This is a genomic window from Pseudomonas abietaniphila (assembly GCF_900100795.1).
Classification (GTDB): domain Bacteria; phylum Pseudomonadota; class Gammaproteobacteria; order Pseudomonadales; family Pseudomonadaceae; genus Aquipseudomonas; species Aquipseudomonas abietaniphila.
In genome coordinates this window covers 1-17476 of sequence record NZ_FNCO01000002.1, presented here as the reverse complement: position 1 = coordinate 17476, position 17476 = coordinate 1, and the positions used below count along the sequence as shown (strand labels likewise).

Sequence of the window (17476 nt, the reverse complement as noted above, 5' to 3'; positions counted from 1 at the left end):
AGAAGGCCTGCGCAATGCAGGCCTTCTTTTATCTACGCCATCGACGCCAACCCCTTTACAGCCTGCGCATCCGCACGCGGGTCACCCGACGCTCCTGCACCTGAACCACTTTCAGGCTCCAGCCGCCCCAGATCACCTCATCGCCCGACGTTGGCAGGCGGTCCAGCAGGCTCACGATCAACCCCGCCAGCGTCTGATATTCATCGGTGACGGGCGCCTTGAAGCCGATTCGGTCGCGCAAGTGAGTCAGGTTCATCGCGGCATTGACCTGCACGCTGTCACCCTCTTCCACCAGATCCGGACCTTCCGCCTCACTCGCATCCGGCAGCTCACCCGCAATGGACTCTAGGATGTCAGTCATGCTCAGAATGCCGACAAAGTCTCCGAACTCGTTCACCACAAAAGCAATGTGGGTGGACTCGGCACGCATCTGGTCGAGCGCGTTGAGAATGGAAAAGCTGTCCAGCAGATTGATCGTGGTGCGCGTCAAGTGCTCAAGGTTCGGGTTTACGCCCGAGAGCAGCCCATTGAGCAACTCTTTCTTGTGCACGAAGCCCAGGGGCTCGTCCACCCGCCCGCCACGAATCAGCGGCAGCCGGGAATAAGGGGAAGCCAAAAGCCGCTGCCGAATAACGGCGTCATCGTCATCCAGATCGATCATGTCGACGTCAGTACGCGCGGTCATCACACTACGAATCGGCTTCTGCGCGAGTTGCAGCACGCCACTGATCATCACGCGTTCGCGACGATCGAAGACAGGCTCCTCCGAATCGCCTTCCAGCATGTCGACGATGTCCTCGCCCACCTCCTCAACGCCCGGCTTGCGCCCACCCAAAAGGCGCAAGACGGCGTGAGCCATGCGCTCGCGACGGGGTAGATGCCCCTTGAGACTGCGCTTGCGCCGCGAACGCGCGATCTGGTTGAACACCTCGATGAGGATTGAAAAACCGATTGCGGCGTACAGATAGCCTTTAGGTATGTGAAAACCCAGTCCATCGGCTGTAAGGCTGAAGCCGATCATCATCAAAAAGCCCAGGCAGAGCATGATCACCGTCGGGTGCGCATTGACGAAGGCGGTCAAGGGTTTGCTGGCGATGATCATGATGGCGATGGAGAACACAACCGCAATCATCATGATGGACAGTTCGTCGACCATGCCCACCGCCGTGATCACTGCATCGAGCGAGAACACGGCGTCGAGCACGACAATCTGCGCGACGATCGGCCAGAACAGTGCATAGGTCGTACTCCCGCTTTTCTGCGCGACATGCCCTTCCAGCCGCTCGTGCAACTCCATCGTCGCCTTGAACAGCAGGAAGATGCCGCCGAACAGCATGATCAGGTCTCGGCCTGAAAAGCTCTTGCCGAAGACCTCGAACAAGGGCTCGGTCAGCGTCACCATCCAGGAGATGCTCGCCAGCAGGCCCAGGCGCATGATCAACGCCAGCGACAATCCGAGCACCCGCGCCCGATCCCGCTGCTCCGGCGGCAGTTTGTCGGCCAGAATGGCAATGAACACCAGGTTGTCGATGCCCAGCACCAGTTCCAGAACGATCAGGGTCAGAAGGCCTAGCCAGGCCGTAGGGTCCGCAATCCATTCCATGGTCAGTGATTCCTTTTCGATGGCAACAGGACAGGCACACCCACGACCGACGCGCTGTTCGGCGGGACGGTGCACACAAATCGGGTTTTGGAGAGGCGCAGATCAGCGCGGAGTAACGAAAGATGGCCGTTACCGTTCAGCGAACGGGATCGGCAACTGGGAGGTTCCAGTGAAAGAGACATGAGCGTCCTGAGTTGAATACGGGAGGCGATCCTATCTCGCTGCGGGAAGTGTCTTATAGGACATAACTGTTACAAATGTTTTGAGCCGTGTTGCCAGAGCAACACTTTGGTCATGTCACCGCCCGACATCGGATGGCACTGCCTGCGCTGCGGATTATCTGTGGGCGAATTTATTCGCGAAGCACTGGGATACTCGAAAAAGATGTCTCGTCCGTAAGAATGCATCGCGACTAAATTCGCACACAGGTATGAATCCAGTGCTCGCTGCCTGTCGAGGCTTACAACGCCTTCTGCCAGAACAACGCCCTGCCCATTTGCGGGTCAAGCTGGTAGTCGGAGAACCCCAGCTTGCGATAGGCGCCGAGCGCCACCTCATTACCCTCGAGCACTTCCAGGGTCATCTTGCAGCAGCCGCGCTGCCGGGCGATCTCTTCGACCTTGGTGAGCATTTTCTGGCTGATGCCCTGACCTCGTGCGGACGCGATGACGACGACATCATGGATGTTCACCAGCGGGCGGCAGGCAAAGGTTGAAAAACCCTCGAAACAATTGACCAGCCCGACCGGCTCACCCGCGATAAACGCCAGCACGCTGAACGCGTGAGGCCGTTTGGCGAGCTCGATTGCCAGTTGCTGACGGGTGTCCAGCGACAAGGACTCTCCGCCGCCCATGGCGTCTTCAGCGTATTGATTAAGCAGGAAGCCGATGGCTTCAGCGTGGACCGGATTGGTGTAGCTGGCTTGCAGGACCAGAACCTCAGGGGCTTGCATTGACTTCCTCTACAACTCAGGGGGTATCAGGCAACAGGCCAAAATGCCGTTTGCCGCGTGGCGAGGATTCTACCGTGGTGCGCACCAAGATATCCCTATACAGAAGTAGGAAATTTCTCGATACGCACAAGATTTGATCCCTGACGCACCGAGAAAAGGCGATAGCTCCCGTTTGTGACCGCCCGGTCGCAAAAAAGCCAGCAGGGACTATGCTTGCCGAGCCGCACTGGTTTGATTGTCGAACAATCCGACCGACGGTAATCGGTGTTTTTTATCCCCTCAGCGTGCGCCAGAACGGCGCACGGCGCGGTCAGGGGGTTTGTGTAGCGCGATGAATTTTTTCCTACAAAAAGGTGCCAGCCCGCATGCCAGACATTTCCCAGAAAAAAAGTCGAAACTTCTGCAAATGCGCTGGGTCAGCACAATAGAGCGCCTATGCTATTGGTTGAAGCCCGAGCAGAGGCCGCTTTCACCCTGTCCTTCACTATGCAGTCGGTAAATGGGTATCGATTTTGCGTAGGTCTTGTGTGCGTGGCCAACGGACATGGCCAATTACAACTCAAGTGCTGTATCAACACTGCGTATCGAATGGGAGAAAACGATGATTAGTGCCGCTGTCAAAACCCAGAAGGGAGAGAGTTTTAATCAGCCGGCCAGCGAGCTGACCCATCTGCCGGTCTTCGCAACGACGAGCGCACCTTTGCTGCAACTGCCCCCTGTACAACCAGGCATGTCGATGGCGAACAGAAAGAAAATCCTGTTCGTGACATCGGAAATGGCCGATCTGGTGAAAACCGGCGGTCTGGGTGATGTGTCTGCTGCACTGCCGCGCGCCATGCGCCACCTGCACGATGTACGCGTGCTGATACCCGGCTATCCACAGGTCATCAATAGCGGTAACCCGATTCATATCATCAGCGAACTGAGCGGCCATGCCGCACTGCCTCCCTGCAAGATCGGCCGGATGGACATGAAAGACGGCCTGGTCATTTATGTTCTGATCTGCCCCGAACTCTACGAGCGCGAAGGTACGCCCTATGGCGACAATCAGGGTCGCGACTGGTCGGACAACCACATTCGCTTTGCGCGTCTGGGCCTGGCCGCTGCCGACTTCGCCGCCGGTGCTGTGAAAACCCAGTGGTGCCCGGAACTCGTTCACGCCCACGACTGGCCGGCCGGCCTTGCACCGGCCTACATGAAGTGGCGCGGTCAAAGCACCCCAAGCATCTTCACCATTCACAACCTGGCGTATCAAGGGTTTGTCAGCACGGCGTCGAGCCGTGAACTGGGTATTCCGGATGAAGCGCTGGGGCCGGACGGCATGGAGTTCTATGGCCGTCTGTCGTTCATCAAGGCCGGCATGGCTTACGCCAGTCACATCACCACCGTCAGCGCGACGTACGCCAAGGAAATCACCACGGCGGATTTCGGTTGCGGCCTTGAAGGCTTCCTGCAAAGCAAGGCCAACCGTGGTCAGCTCAGCGGGATCCCCAACGGCATTGACGAAAGCTGGGATGCCGCGACCGACGAACACCTGATCTGCCGCTTTGGCCCCAACGAGTGGACCCGCAAAGAGATCAACGCCGATCACGTACGCGAGCTGTTCGAACTTGAGCCGTCGACCGGCCCGCTGTTCGCGGTCGTTTCCCGTCTGGTTTATCAGAAGGGTCTGGACCTGACCATCGGCGTCGCCGAGCACATCGTCAACAACGGTGGCCAGATCGCGATCATCGGTCGCGGCGAACCGGACGAAGAAGACGCCATGCGCGCCCTCGCCGCCCGTTTCCCCGGTCAGATCAGCGTGCGTGTCGGCTTCAACGAAACAGATGCCCGTCGCATGTTCGCTGGCAGCGACTTCCTGCTGATGCCATCACGTTATGAACCGTGCGGGCTGAGCCAGATGTACGCCCAGCGTTTCGGGTCGTTGCCGGTCGCGCGCCGCACGGGCGGTTTGGCCGACACCATCGAAGACGGCTGCACCGGCTTTCTGTTCGACGAGTCCACGGTGGAGAGTTACACCGAAGCCCTGACCCGCGCGTTCAAAGTCTTTGCCAACCCGCCACTGCTTAACGCCATGCGTTGCCGCGCCATGGCTGCCCCGTTCGACTGGCACAAAGCGGTTGAACCCTATGCCGACCTTTATCAGGAACTGTTGAAGAAGAACGTGGGTGCTGCGCTGCAATACTGATTCATGAACTGGAAAAGGGGTAACGGATGCCTTCGCGCACGGATAAGAGCTGGCGCCACGGCGCCGTCTTGCTGGATCCCGAACACACCCGGTTTGCCCTCTGGGCGCCGGATGCCTACTACGTCAGCGTCGAGATAGAGGATGGGCCGTCATTGGCCCTGTTGCCGCAGGAAGACGGTTGGTTTGTCCTCGAAACACGATGCCCGGCGGGCACGCGATACCGCTACAAAATCGACGAAAACCTTCTGGTACCTGACCCGGCTTCCCGGGCTCAGGCCAGCGAGGTGCATGGCCACAGCGTGGTCATCGACCCGGACGCCTACCCGTGGCACCACACCGATTGGCGCGGCCGCCCCTGGCACGAGGCGGTCATCTACGAATTGCACGTGGGCGCCCTGGGCGGTTTCGCCGGGGTCGAACGCCATTTGCAGCGCCTTGCGGACACCGGCATCACGGCCATCGAACTGATGCCCATCGCGCAATTTCCCGGGGACCGCAACTGGGGCTACGACGGCGTCCTGCCATACGCCCCGCAGTCGTCCTATGGCACACCCGAACAGCTCAGGCACCTGATCGACATCGCCCACGGGCTCGGCCTGATGGTGATTCTGGACGTGGTCTACAACCACTTCGGACCGGACGGCAATTACCTGGGAAGCTACGCCAAGCACTTCTTCCGCAGCGACAAGAAGACGCCATGGGGCGACGCCATTGATTTTCGGCGTCGAGAAGTGCGCGACTTTTTCATCGACAACAGCCTCATGTGGTTGCTGGACTATCGCTTCGATGGCCTGCGTTTTGACGCCGTACATGCGATTGAAGATCCGACCTTCCTCTCGGAGCTTGCGGAACGGGTCCGGCAGAACACGCCGCAGGAGCGCCATGTCTGGCTGATGCTGGAGAACGAGTTCAACGAAGCCAGCCGCATGGATCAGGGTTACGACGCGCAGTGGAACGACGACGGCCATAACACCCTGCACGTCCTGTTGACGGGCGAAACGGATGCTTACTACACCGATTTCGCCCAGCAACCCACCCACAAGCTCGCACGCCTGTTGAGCGAAGGTTTCGTGTATCAGGGCGAGTCCACGCGCCACGGTCACGCCCGCGGCGAATCCAGCGCGCATCTGCCACCGACCGCCTTTGTGCTGTTCCTGCAGAACCACGACCAGATCGGGAACCGCGCCCTCGGCGAGCGGCTGGCGCAGCTGTGTCCGCCTGAAGCGTTGCGCGCGGCGACCGCCCTGCTGCTGCTGTCACCCATGATCCCGCTGATGTTCATGGGCGATGAATGGGGTGCCAGCGAGCCATTCCTGTTTTTCACCGACTTCCATGACGAACTTGCGGACGCAGTGCGTGAAGGCCGTCGCGGGGAATTCGCCGACTTCGCGGCCTTCGCAGACCCGGCCCAGCGCGAACGCATTCCTGACCCGAACGCGGAGCAGACCTTTGAGGCGTCACGCCCTGCCGTGGATGCCCTCCTGCTGGAAACTGACAAGGGTCAGGACCATCGCAGCTGGCTGGAACTGTATCGAACGCTGCTGGACATCCGTCGCGAGCACATCGTGCCGCGTCTACCGGGCGCCAAGGCCCTCGGTGCCGACGTACTCGCAGACAAGGCCGTCAGCGCACGCTGGCAGCTGGGCGATGGCAGCACCCTGCGCATCGATCTCAACCTCGGAGCTCACGGGGTGAAAATCGACGAGCATCAGGTGCAGCATGTTCTTCATGAATCCCATCCAAAATCGGCAGAACTTTCCCAACACGGCAACCTCAATCCATACACGGCCATTGTCAGCCTGATATCGAGTGACGTTGTGGAGGAACAGGATGAGCAATGAGCAATTGGAAATGCTGGCGGCCGAGGCAGGATTGTCGGTCGACTGGAAAGACGCCAACGCACGACCGCAACGGGTGAGCCCAGAGGTGTTACGCAAAGTCCTCGACGGCCTCGGTTACCCGGCTGAAAACGATGAACAGATCACCGCAAGCCTCAAGCGTCTGCAAGACCAGAGCCTTTCCACAACCCCTCCACCGCTGCTGACGGTCGACCACGGTTCCAACCTTGACCTTTCACCCTGGTTCAAGCCTGAAACGCCCTTCGTGCTGGAGCTTGCGGACGGCGCTCGCCTCGATGCAAAACTCACCGCCAAGGCCGAGTTGCCCGCCTTGGCGACCGTGGGTTATCAGCAACTGGCGATCGATGGCCAACACCTGACCATCGCTGTCGCCCCGACTTCCGCCTACACCCTGGCCATGGCCACCGACGTCACCGTGCCCCGTGCATGGGGCCTGACGTTGCAGTTGTATTACTTGCGCCGCGAGGGCGATGGCGGGTTTGGCGATACTCAGGCCCTGGAAACCTTTGCCCGCTCGGCCGGTGAGCGTGGCGCGTCGGCGATCGCGATCAGTCCGGTCCACGCCATGTTCGCCAATGACAGCGAACGCTTCAGTCCGTATTCCCCTTCCAGCCGCCTGTTCCTCAACGCGCTGTACGCCGCACCGGGTGCAATCCTGGGTGAGCGCGCCGTGCGCATCGCCATTGAGGAGACCGGCCTTGGCGAAGAGCTCAAGCGCCTCGAAACGTTGCCCTTGATCGACTGGCCCGCCGCAGCCGCGGCCAAGTGGAAGATGTTCCGCGCGCTGTACGCTGCGTTTATCGGCAGCGACCATCCGCTGCACGAAGATTTCAACAGTTTTCGCCATGCGGGCGGCGAAGCGCTGGAGAACCACTGCCGGTTCGAGGCCATGCGTGATCAGTGTGAATTACTTGGCATCAGCGGCAACTGGCACGAGTGGCCAGAGCAATACAAGAGCCCTCGCAGCCCGGCGATTGACGAATTCGCCGCCAGCCACAGCGAACAGATCGGCTTCCATGCCTTCGCCCAGTGGCTGATCGCCCGAGGGTTGGAGCGTGCGCAAACGGCTGCACGCAGCAGCGGCATGAGCGTCGGCCTGATCGGCGATCTGGCGGTTGGCGCCGACGGTGCGGGCAGTCAGGCCTGGAGCCGTCAGGACGAGTTACTGTCGGCGCTCACCGTCGGCGCGCCACCTGACATCCTCAATCGTTCAGGTCAGAGCTGGGGCATCTCTGCGTTTTCGCCCACGGGCCTCAAACGCAACGGCTTCCGGGCGTTCATCGAAATGCTCCGGGCCAACTTCGCCCATGCCGGCGGTCTGCGCATCGACCATGTCATGGGCCTGCAACGCCTGTGGGTGGTGCCGTTGGGTTCGCCGCCCAGCGAAGGCGCTTACCTGAACTATCCGCTCGACGACATGCTGCGCCTGCTGTGCCTGGAATCGTGGCGCCACAAGGCCGTCGTGCTGGGTGAGGACCTCGGCACGGTGCCCGAAGGCCTGCACGAGAAACTCTCTACCCGGGGCATCCTGGGCATGCGCGTGCTGCTGTTTGAACAAGACAACGGGCAGTTCAAGCCGATCATCAAATGGTCTGACGACGCGTTGGCGACCACCAGCACCCACGACCTGCCCACGCTGACCGGTTGGCTGAGCGAGCTGGACATCGAATGGAACAAAACCTTGGGCCATATCGACGACGACACTGAACGTCACTGGCGTGAAGGCCGCGAACGCGAGCGTCATGGCCTGCGCGCGGCGCTGAAGGAAAACTACGGGATGCACGACAGCAACGACAGCGACCTCATCGATGGTAGCGTGCGTTACCTGGGCCACACCCGTGCGCCGCTGGTGCTGCTGCCCATCGAAGATGCGCTGGGTATCGAGGAGCAAGCCAACCTGCCCGGCACCATCGACAGCCACCCCAACTGGCGTCGTCGATTACCCGGCGACAGCGCATCCCTGCTGGACAACACCAACGCTGCACGACGCCTGGAAATCCTTGCCTCGGCGCGCCAGCAGGCAGCGGAGCGTGATCAATGAGTCAGTCTGTCAATCCATCGCTCAAGTCCCTGCGTGCGACACAACGTCTGCAGTTTCATAAGGACTTCACACTGGACGATGCCGCGAAGCTGGTGCCCTACTTCGCCAGGCTCGGCATCAGCCACGTGTACGCCTCGCCGTTGCTCAAGGCCCGAGCGGGTTCGATGCACGGGTACGATGTGGTCGACCCGAGGGTCATTAACCCTGAACTGGGTGGCGAACCGGCATTGCGCCGCCTGGTTGCCGCGCTGCGTGAACACGGCATGGGCCTGATTCTGGACATCGTTTCCAACCACATGGCCGTGGGTGGCGCGGATAATCCCTGGTGGCTGGACCTGCTGGAATGGGGCCAACGCAGCCCATACGCGAAGTTCTTCGACATCCAGTGGAATTCACCTGACCCGCTGCTCAAGGGGCAATTGCTGCTGCCGTTTCTGAGCACCGACTACGGCACCGTGCTGCAGAACGGCGAGGTTCCGTTGCGTTTCGACAGTGAGCACGGCAGTTTCCGCGTCGAGCATTACCAGCATCATTTCCCGATCAACCCGGGCACCTACGGCCCGTTGCTAAAGGCCGCCAACCGTCCGGAGCTCGATCAACTGGCTGAGCGTTTCGCGCGGCTCGACGAACGTTCAGACGCCTATGAAGAAGCGTTGAACGTCAAAGCGGAGCTGGTGAAGTTGCTCAAGGCCAAACCGGACCTTTCGCACGCCATCGACACCGGCCTGGCGCAATTCGACGCTTGTCAGCCGGAAGGCTTCAACACGCTGCACCGCCTGCTGGAGCATCAGGATTATCGTCTGGCCAGCTGGCGGACTGCCGGCGACGACATCAACTGGCGACGCTTCTTCGACATCAACGAACTGGGCGGCCTCAAGGTCGAGCGTTCGCAGGTGTTCGAAGCCACCCATGCGAAGATTTTCGAACTCATCGCTGAGGGCCTGGTAGACGGCCTGCGCATTGACCATATCGACGGGCTCGCCGATCCCCGTGGCTATTGCCGCAAGCTGCGGCGACGCGTCGACAGCCTGCTGAGTCAGCGCCCGGCAGGCACCGAACTGGATCATGTGCCGATCTTCGTCGAGAAGATCCTCGGCGCCGATGAGCCGTTGCGCCAGGACTGGAACGTTGATGGCACCACCGGGTATGAGTTCATGAACCAGGTCTCGCTGCTGCAACACGACCCGAAAGGCGAAGCCGTATTGGGCGAGCTGTGGAGCCGGGTCAGCAGGCGCACGGCCGACTTCAACCAAGAGGTGCTGGAGGCTCGCGATCTGGTCCTCCACGGGACGCTGGCCGGCGACTTCGAGAACCTGGCGCAGGCGTTGCTGCAAGTGGCGCGCAGTGACGTCATGAGCCGCGACCTGACGCTGGGCGCGATCCGCCGTTGTTTGTTGGCGCTGGTCAGCAACTTCCCGGTGTATCGCACTTACATCACCGCCAGCGGACGTTCCGAGGAAGATGAGCGGTTCTTCCAGCAAGCGATGGCAGGCGCGCGGGAGATGCTCAATGAGGGCGACTGGCCGGTGCTCGATTACCTTCAGCGCTGGCTGGGGGGCGAGCGCCTGCGTGACTACCCAACGGGTCCTCTTCGCGAAATGCGCCGAAAAGCCCATAACCGCTTCCAGCAGTTGACCTCGCCGGTCGCGGCCAAGTCGGTCGAAGACACCTCGTTCTATCGTTCTGCAGTGCTGCTGTCGCGCAACGACGTGGGCTTTCATCCGCAACATTTCAGTGCACCGGTGGAAGCGTTCCACCAGGTCTGCATCGAACGCGGTGCACACTTTCCGGACAACCTGCTGACCACAGCGACCCACGACCACAAGCGCGGCGAGGATACCCGCACGCGCCTTGCTGTGCTCAGTGAACAGGCGGGTTGGTACGCCGAGCAGGTCGAGCGCTGGCAGCAACTGTCCGCACCGCTGAAGGCCGGCGACACCCCCATCAGTCCTGGCGACGAAATGATGCTGTACCAAGCGATACTGGGCAGCTGGCCGCTGGGGCTGGAAGGTGAAAGCGCGTTTCAGGACTACGCCAAACGCCTCACGCAGTGGCAGGAAAAAGCCCTGCGCGAAGCCAAACTCCAGAGCAGCTGGAGTGCGCCCAACGAAGCCTATGAGACGGCCTGTCGTGAGTTCTTGCAGCACTTGTTGTTGAGCCCCGACGGCCTCGCGCTGCGTCAGTCCATTGGTGCCACGGCCAATCGAATCGCCCCGGCAGGCGCCTTGAACAGTCTGGCGCAAACTTTGCTGCGAATGACCGTGCCCGGTGTCCCCGATCTGTATCAGGGCACTGAATTCTGGGACTTCAGTTTGGTGGATCCGGACAATCGTCGTCCGGTGGATTACCCCGCTCGCGAACGCGCCTTGAGCGAGTCCGTAGCGCTCACCGAGTTGCTTGCCCAGTGGCAGGACGGCCGGATCAAACAGGCCCTGATTGCGCAGGTGCTCATGCTGCGCAATCAATACCCTGACCTGTTCAGTGAAGGTCGATACCAACCGCTCGACGTGATCGGCGAACAGGCCGCGCACGTCCTGGCATTTGCCCGGGAAAAAGGAGGTAAGCGGGCTATTGTTGTGGTTCCACGTTTGCCGGCTGAACTAATGGGCACCGCGCAAACTCCATTGATCAACGCAGCACATTGGGGCGATACACGAATCCTCCTGCCGTTCGCTGATTCAAATCCAAATTGGAAGGGACTTTTTTCGCAGGCTACAGTCACAACCAACAAGGAATTGTCGCTCAGCGCAGCGCTCAAGGAATTTTCTGTAAACCTGCTTATTCAAACCTTGTAATACCCGGGAGTGTCGAGATGAGTGCCGACGAAAAGAGAATCAGCGAGCTAGCCCACCAGATCTGGGAAACGGAAGGCAAGCCGCACGGTCAGGATGCGCGTCATTGGGAAATGGCCCGTAAACTGGCAGATGCCGAGGCCAAAGCGCCGAAGAAACCGGCCGCCGGTAAAGCCGCCAAGGCCAAGCCAGACAGCAAGGCCGACCCTAAGGCTTCTGCAGCAAAACCTGCGCCGAAGGCTGCAGCCAAACCCGCTGAAAAAGCCGCACCTAAACCGGCGGCAAAACCTGCTGCCAAGGCACCGGGCAAACCTGCTGCCAAGCCAAAAGTAGCCGCCAGCGGCGCTGAGGCGACCGCCGCCAAGCCTGCTGCAAAACCTGCAGCCAAGCCGGCAGCGAAAAAAGCACCACCGGCTGCCAAGCCACCCGCGCCCTGAGCATTCGTCCTCGACGAATCACCATCGCGTTGCAACACCTTTGCCGCAGGGATCGCCTGAAAACGATCGTTACCCCCTGCGGCAACCATCCGCCTGCTTTTATCAATGGATCAGGAATGGCGCAGTCCCAGCCTGCGACACAGGCTTTGTTCGCCCTCAGGAAATCATTCGCACGTCAGGAATACACATGAGCAAGCAAGAAAAGAACACTACACCCCAGAATGAATCCGCCCAGGCTGACAGCCCGCAGGTCAATGCGACACGCATTCGTGAAGGCCTGCCCTTCCCGCTCGGCGCTAACTGGGATGGTCTGGGCGTCAACTTCGCCATTTTTTCGGCCAACGCGACCAAGGTCGAGCTGTGCCTGTTTGACTCCACGGGTGAAGAGGAACTGGAGCGCATCGAGCTCCCCGAATACACCGACGAGATTTTCCACGGTTACCTGCCCGACGCTCACCCAGGCCTGGTTTACGGCTATCGCGTGTACGGCCCTTACGACCCGAAGAACGGCCACCGTTTCAACCACAACAAGCTGCTGATCGACCCCTACGCCAAGCAACTGGTGGGCAAACTGAAGTGGTCCGAAGCCTTGTTCGGCTACACCATCGGCCACCCGGACGATGACCTGAGCTTCGACGAACGCGACAGCGCGCCTTTCGTGCCCAAGTGCAAGGTCATCGACCCTGCCTACACCTGGGGCCGCGATCAGCGAGTGAATGTGCCGTGGGAAAAAACCATTTTCTACGAGACCCACACCCGTGGTTTCACCATGCGTCACCCGTCCGTGCCGGAAGAGCTCAAAGGCACGTTCTCAGGCCTGATGGTCGACGATGTCATCCAGCACATCAAAGGCCTTGGCGTGACGTCGGTCGAGCTGCTGCCGATCCATGCGTTCGTCAACGACCAGCATTTGCTGCAAAAGGGCATGACGAACTATTGGGGCTACAACACCATCGCGTTCTTTGCGCCTGACCCGCGTTTCCTGGCCCACGGCAAGATCGCCGAGTTCAAGGAAATGGTTGCGCACATGCACCATGCGGGGCTCGAGGTCATCCTCGACGTGGTCTACAACCACACCGCCGAAGGCAACGAACGCGGCCCGACCCTGTCGATGCGCGGCATCGACAACGCCTCGTACTACCGTCTGATGCCGGACGACAAGCGTTTCTACATCAACGATTCCGGCACCGGCAACACCCTCGACCTGAGCCACCCGTGCGTCTTGCAGATGGTCACTGACTCGCTGCGCTACTGGGCCAGCGAGATGCATGTCGACGGTTTCCGTTTCGACCTGGCAACCATCCTCGGCCGTTATCACGACGGTTTCGACGAGCGCCACAGCTTCCTTGTGGCCTGTCGCCAAGACCCGGTGTTGCGTCAGGTCAAGCTGATTGCCGAGCCCTGGGACTGCGGGCCTGGTGGCTATCAGGTCGGCCACTTCGCGCCGGGCTGGGCCGAATGGAACGACAAGTTCCGCGACACCGTGCGCGCGTTCTGGAAAGGCGACGAGGGTCAGTTGGCCGACCTTGCGAGCCGCCTCACGGCTTCGGGCAACATGTTCAACCAGCGCGGTCGTCGGCCGTACGCCTCGGTCAACTTCGTCACGGCACACGACGGTTTCACCTTGCACGATCTGGTGTCTTACAACGACAAGCACAACGAGGACAACGACGAGAACAATCAGGACGGCAGCAACGACAACCGCTCCTGGAACCACGGCGTCGAAGGCCCGACCGAGGACCCGGACATCAACGCCTTGCGCCTGCGTCAGATGCGCAACTTCTTCGCGACGTTGCTGTTCTCGCAAGGCACGCCGATGGTGGTGGCCGGTGACGAGTTTGCCCGCACCCAGCACGGCAACAACAACGCCTACTGTCAGGACAGCGAGATTGGCTGGGTCAACTGGGATTGGGATGAAGACGGCAAGGCGCTGCACAAATTCGTCAAACGGCTGATCAAGCTGCGCATGGCGTATCCGATTCTGCGTCGCGGGCGTTTCCTGGTCGGTGACTACAACGAAGACCTTGGCGTGAAAGATGTTACCTGGCTGTCGCCCAGTGGCGATGAGATGACCATCGAGCAGTGGCAAGACGCCAATGGTCGCTGCCTGGGCATGCTGATGGACGGCCGCGCGCAAGAAACCGGGATTCGTCGTCGAGGCTCGGAAGCGACCTTGCTGCTGGTGGTGAACTCGCACCATGAAGGCGTCAATTTCACCCTGCCGGAAGTACCGGAAGGTGTGAACTGGACTAGCCTGATCGACACCAATCAGCCCGACATCAAAGGTAAGGACACGTTTGAATTCGGCACCGAGTACACCGTGACGCCGCGCTCACTGCTGCTGTTTGAACTGCAGAAGGAAGACCAGGCTTAACACCTTCGCACGCTTTTTGGGTTCAAGAGTTTCTTGGGTTCAAGAACCGTTCCGACGGCATCTCCTGTCACCCTGTGGGAGCGAATTCATTCGCGAAAGGCTTTCAGACGACACAGTGTTGTCGTCTGTATTGACGCATCGCGAATGAATTCGCTCCCACAAGCTTTGCATCCCTCCTGCCAAGTCCCGTTTGTCCGTCTCACAATAACGCCGACAGCCTCACGTCCGCCGCCAACACCCGGTGCAATTGCCCGTTCGCGGCAAAGATCGGCACCGACACCGTTATGCAGAACGCATCCGTTGCCGAAGACCGGTAAACCGGCGTGATGTGGCTGGTGAGCTGTTCGGCGACTTCCCGGAACCACGGCCGCTGAGCCCAGTGACGGCCCTTGCAACTGGGTGACGCGCTGTCCTTCTCCAGCCCGATGTTCTCGCTGATCTGCGTGCCGTTGCGGTCGACCATGTAGAACAACTCGAAACGCTGATCGCTTTGCAGGGTGTTAGACATGAAGCGCTCGGCGGCCTGCACGTCGCCGTGCATCGCCGCCTCGCTGCCCAGACGCTCGACGCTGGCCTGTATTGCCTTGTGCATCTGCAGGCGGAACCCGCCCAGTCCATTCAACAGGTGATCACCACTGGTGCGCACGGCATCGCTGTGGGTCAACACCTGACCTGCGTTGCCGAGAAGCTCGGCCGCCACCCCGGCGATGTTCTGCACGTCGCGGTTGATGGCGTGAACGGCGATGCCGATATGCTCGGTGCCCGAGGCGATGTGACCGACCCGCTGATCCAGTTGATCCATCGCCGCCTGAGTGCTGAGCAGGTCCTCGCCCATACGGGTCATGCCCTCGCGCCCATCGGCCACGGCGGCGTGCATGGTCTTGCCGGCAGCGCCCAGTTGGTCCATGTCGCCACGGAAGCGTTCGATGATCTGGCTGACACGGGCAGTGGACTCTGTGGTGTGTCCAGCCAGCCGCCTGACCTCATCGGCGACCACTGCAAACCCACGGCCATGCTCACCGGCACGCGCCGCTTCAATGGCGGCATTGAGCGCCAGCAGGTTCGTCTGCTGCGAGATGCGGGCGATCACACCGAGCACCTGGCTGACCTCCTCGAGCTGACCGAACAACTGCCCGATCACCGACTCCAGCTTCTGCTCGCTCGCGCCGATGGCGTCAACCTGATCCAGTACCTGTTCGCCCGTCTGTTGGCATTGGCGCAAGGTCAGCGTCACTTCGCTGGACAGTTTGGCCACCTGTGCCGCGCCGGGAACCAGCTCGGTGTCCAGCGAAGTGCTGACCTGTTCGCTGGCGCTGGCGATTAGCTCTGAGGCCTGGGCGAGCATCTGCCCGCTCTGCTCGGTGGCCCGGGCGATCCGCGCCAGTTCCGGCGCGTGGGCGGCGATGTCCACCGACGCCGCCAGGCTCTCGGCCAGACGCTCGTGCAACGTCTTGCTGAAGCCGTTCAAACGCGCATTCAGCGGCGAATGCCCGGAGAGCTGTACCGTCAGGTCCAGGTCATCGAACAACAGGTTCAAGGCATCATCGTCATGAGCCCGGCGTTTGTTGGCGCGCAGTGAAAACATTCGGCATCTCCCTCCGTGTGTAGCGGGAGCACTGCAAGCAGAGTGCCATCAATGTTCTTCGTGGGTCTGCGCTGGCTCATCGAAAATCCGCCCAGAAAAATGCCCGAATTGCGGCGTCAGACGCGCCCGGCAGGCGCGTATTGGTGCATTGCATCGGAAATGGCGATGACCTGTGCATGTACACTCTGTGCGCTTTTCTACGCTACAGCGTGTTCAACGCTTATGGAGCCCGTCCCTGTGGAACTACGCCAACTGCGTTACTTCGTGAAGATCGTCGAACTCGGCAGCCTGGGCCGCGCCGCGCTGGAGCTCGACGTTGGCGTCTCGGCGCTGAGCCAGCAGATCGCAAAGCTGGAAAGCGAACTCAGCACGCGTCTACTCAATCGCACCACCACCGGCGTCACCGCCACCAGCGCGGGCCTGGCGTTTCTGCACCACGCGCAGTTGACCTTGCGCCAGGCTGACAACGCGGTGCTCGCGGCCCATCGCGGGCGCATGAGCGGCTACGTCAGCGTCGGTCTGCCGCCCACCACCGCCACTGTCCTGGCACTGCCGCTGATCAATGCCATGCGCGAGCGCTATCCGGACATTCAACTGCATCTGGTGGAAATGCTCTCCGGACACTTGGCCGCACAGCTCAATGCACGGCAGATCGACCTGGCGATCCTGTTTCAACTCGAAGGCGGGAAGCGCTGGAGTGTCACCCCACTGCTCGACGAAAAACTGTTCGTCATCGCCTCGCCTTCGCTGCCCGATGCCCCCCGCGGCGACAGCGTTCATCTGGCTGAACTCGGGCACCTGCCGCTGGTGGCGCCGAGTGCGCAGCATGGCTTGCGCTCGACCTTGATGACGGCGTTCGAACGTGCCGGTGTCGTCCCGAACATCATCATGGAGATCGACGGCCTGGCTGTGTTGATGAACGCGGTGCGTGCCGGGCATGCAGCGACCATCCAGCCGGGCGCGGCGGCGGCGCTCACGGGTGAATCAGGGCTTTCGCTGGTACAGATCGCCGACGAGCATGTGGGACGACGTAATCTGCTGGCGACCCTGGCCGACGATGAACTCTCACCGGCGGCACTGGCGACCCGCGTGGTCATCACCGACGTCGCCCGGCAACTGGTCAGTCAGCAACAGTGGCCAGGCGCGAGCTGGATCGGGGAAGGCTGACACCGCCCGATGGCCAGCGAGCAGGCGCTCACCGATCGGAAGTATGGGCACCTGTTTGTGCAACCATTCGCTTCGCTAACAGTTGAAGCCTGGACACTGATGAGTGGGCCGACGCGGTTCCTGTGGGAGACGTCCGAGGTTACGAGGGCAGCGAACGCGGTGTATCAGTCACCGCCGATGTACCTGTCCCACCGCATTCGCCACTGTCGTAACCTCCAGCAGCTCCTACAGGTCTTGCGGCGGTCATGACACCTTGGTCCGCCCGGTCTGGGCGGGAGACTTCCAACTGTTTGATGTATGCCACAGAGCTCGGGTGCAACGCAGGCCCTGCAGGAGACGTCCGAGGTTACGAGGGCAGCGAACGCGGTGTATCAGTCACCGCCGATGTACCTGTCCCACCGCATTCGCCACTGTCGTAACCTCCAGCAGCTCCTACAGGTCTTGCGGCGGTCATGACACCTTGGTCCGCCCGGTCTGG

At 60.8% G+C, this 17476-nt stretch carries 10 protein-coding genes and 1 pseudogene; 7 read left to right on the top strand and 4 right to left on the bottom strand.

Annotated elements, in window-relative coordinates; genetic code table 11:
- Window positions 1-55: 55 nt before the first annotated feature.
- Window positions 56-1603: a TerC family protein gene (locus tag BLS87_RS03435; protein ID WP_074750292.1), complete on the bottom strand. Its 1548-nt coding sequence runs from the start codon at window positions 1601-1603 to the stop codon at window positions 56-58.
- A gap of 460 nt (window positions 1604-2063) precedes the next feature.
- Window positions 2064-2555 (bottom strand): GNAT family N-acetyltransferase, encoded by a 492-nt coding sequence (locus BLS87_RS03430; RefSeq protein WP_074750290.1) that lies wholly within the window; start codon window positions 2553-2555, stop codon window positions 2064-2066.
- Window positions 2556-3156: 601 nt separating this feature from the next.
- Here BLS87_RS03430 and glgA point away from each other — a divergent pair.
- From glgA to glgX, 6 genes are all read left to right on the top strand, one after another.
- Window positions 3157-4743 carry a glycogen synthase GlgA gene (gene glgA, locus BLS87_RS03425; RefSeq protein WP_074750288.1) on the top strand — a complete coding sequence of 529 codons (1587 nt, stop codon included), beginning with the start codon at window positions 3157-3159 and terminating at the stop codon, window positions 4741-4743.
- Between the two features lie 26 nt (window positions 4744-4769).
- On the top strand, window positions 4770-6584 hold the full coding sequence (treZ, locus tag BLS87_RS03420; protein ID WP_074750286.1) for a malto-oligosyltrehalose trehalohydrolase: 1815 nt from the start codon (window positions 4770-4772) through the stop codon (window positions 6582-6584).
- Window positions 6574-8643, top strand: a complete 2070-nt coding sequence (gene malQ, locus BLS87_RS03415; protein WP_074750284.1) for a 4-alpha-glucanotransferase — start codon at window positions 6574-6576, stop codon at window positions 8641-8643. Before treZ ends, malQ begins: the two co-directional genes overlap by 11 nt.
- Complete coding sequence (locus tag BLS87_RS03410; protein WP_074750282.1) at window positions 8640-11438, top strand: malto-oligosyltrehalose synthase; 2799 nt, start codon at window positions 8640-8642, stop codon at window positions 11436-11438. The genes malQ and BLS87_RS03410 overlap by 4 nt, the downstream gene beginning before the upstream one ends.
- 17 nt (window positions 11439-11455) lie before the next feature.
- Entirely contained in the window at window positions 11456-11872 is a 417-nt protein-coding gene (locus BLS87_RS03405) for a DUF2934 domain-containing protein (RefSeq protein WP_074750280.1), read from the top strand.
- A 187-nt stretch (window positions 11873-12059) separates the two neighbouring features.
- Window positions 12060-14246, top strand: a complete 2187-nt coding sequence (glgX, locus tag BLS87_RS03400) for a glycogen debranching protein GlgX (RefSeq protein WP_074750278.1) — start codon at window positions 12060-12062, stop codon at window positions 14244-14246.
- Between the two features lie 199 nt (window positions 14247-14445).
- Here the strand turns inward: glgX and BLS87_RS35075 are convergent, their stop codons facing one another.
- The gene (locus tag BLS87_RS35075; RefSeq protein WP_425262197.1) at window positions 14446-14754 is read right to left on the bottom strand and encodes a PDC sensor domain-containing protein; all 309 of its coding nucleotides are present in this window, start codon (window positions 14752-14754) and stop codon (window positions 14446-14448) included.
- A 249-nt stretch (window positions 14755-15003) separates the two neighbouring features.
- Window positions 15004-15591, bottom strand: a pseudogene (locus BLS87_RS35070) (methyl-accepting chemotaxis protein); the annotation flags it as partial.
- Window positions 15592-16068: 477 nt separating this feature from the next.
- On the opposite strand from BLS87_RS35070, the gene BLS87_RS03390 reads away from it, so the two are divergent.
- Entirely contained in the window at window positions 16069-16998 is a 930-nt protein-coding gene (locus BLS87_RS03390) for a LysR family transcriptional regulator (RefSeq protein ID WP_074750274.1), read from the top strand.
- Window positions 16999-17476 lie beyond the last annotated feature (478 nt).

Excerpts from the sequence above, each read along its gene's own strand:
- BLS87_RS03435 (WP_074750292.1), bottom strand. The coding sequence starts at position 1,603 with ATGGAATGGATTGCGGACCCTACGGCCTGGCTAGGCCTTCTGACCCTG.
- BLS87_RS03430 (WP_074750290.1), bottom strand. The coding sequence starts at position 2,555 with ATGCAAGCCCCTGAGGTTCTGGTCCTGCAAGCCAGCTACACCAATCCG.
- glgA (WP_074750288.1), top strand. The coding sequence starts at position 3,157 with ATGATTAGTGCCGCTGTCAAAACCCAGAAGGGAGAGAGTTTTAATCAG.
- treZ (WP_074750286.1), top strand. The coding sequence starts at position 4,770 with ATGCCTTCGCGCACGGATAAGAGCTGGCGCCACGGCGCCGTCTTGCTG.
- malQ (WP_074750284.1), top strand. The coding sequence starts at position 6,574 with ATGAGCAATGAGCAATTGGAAATGCTGGCGGCCGAGGCAGGATTGTCG.
- BLS87_RS03410 (WP_074750282.1), top strand. The coding sequence starts at position 8,640 with ATGAGTCAGTCTGTCAATCCATCGCTCAAGTCCCTGCGTGCGACACAA.
- BLS87_RS03405 (WP_074750280.1), top strand. The coding sequence starts at position 11,456 with ATGAGTGCCGACGAAAAGAGAATCAGCGAGCTAGCCCACCAGATCTGG.
- glgX (WP_074750278.1), top strand. The coding sequence starts at position 12,060 with ATGAGCAAGCAAGAAAAGAACACTACACCCCAGAATGAATCCGCCCAG.
- BLS87_RS35075 (WP_425262197.1), bottom strand. The coding sequence starts at position 14,754 with ATGTCTAACACCCTGCAAAGCGATCAGCGTTTCGAGTTGTTCTACATG.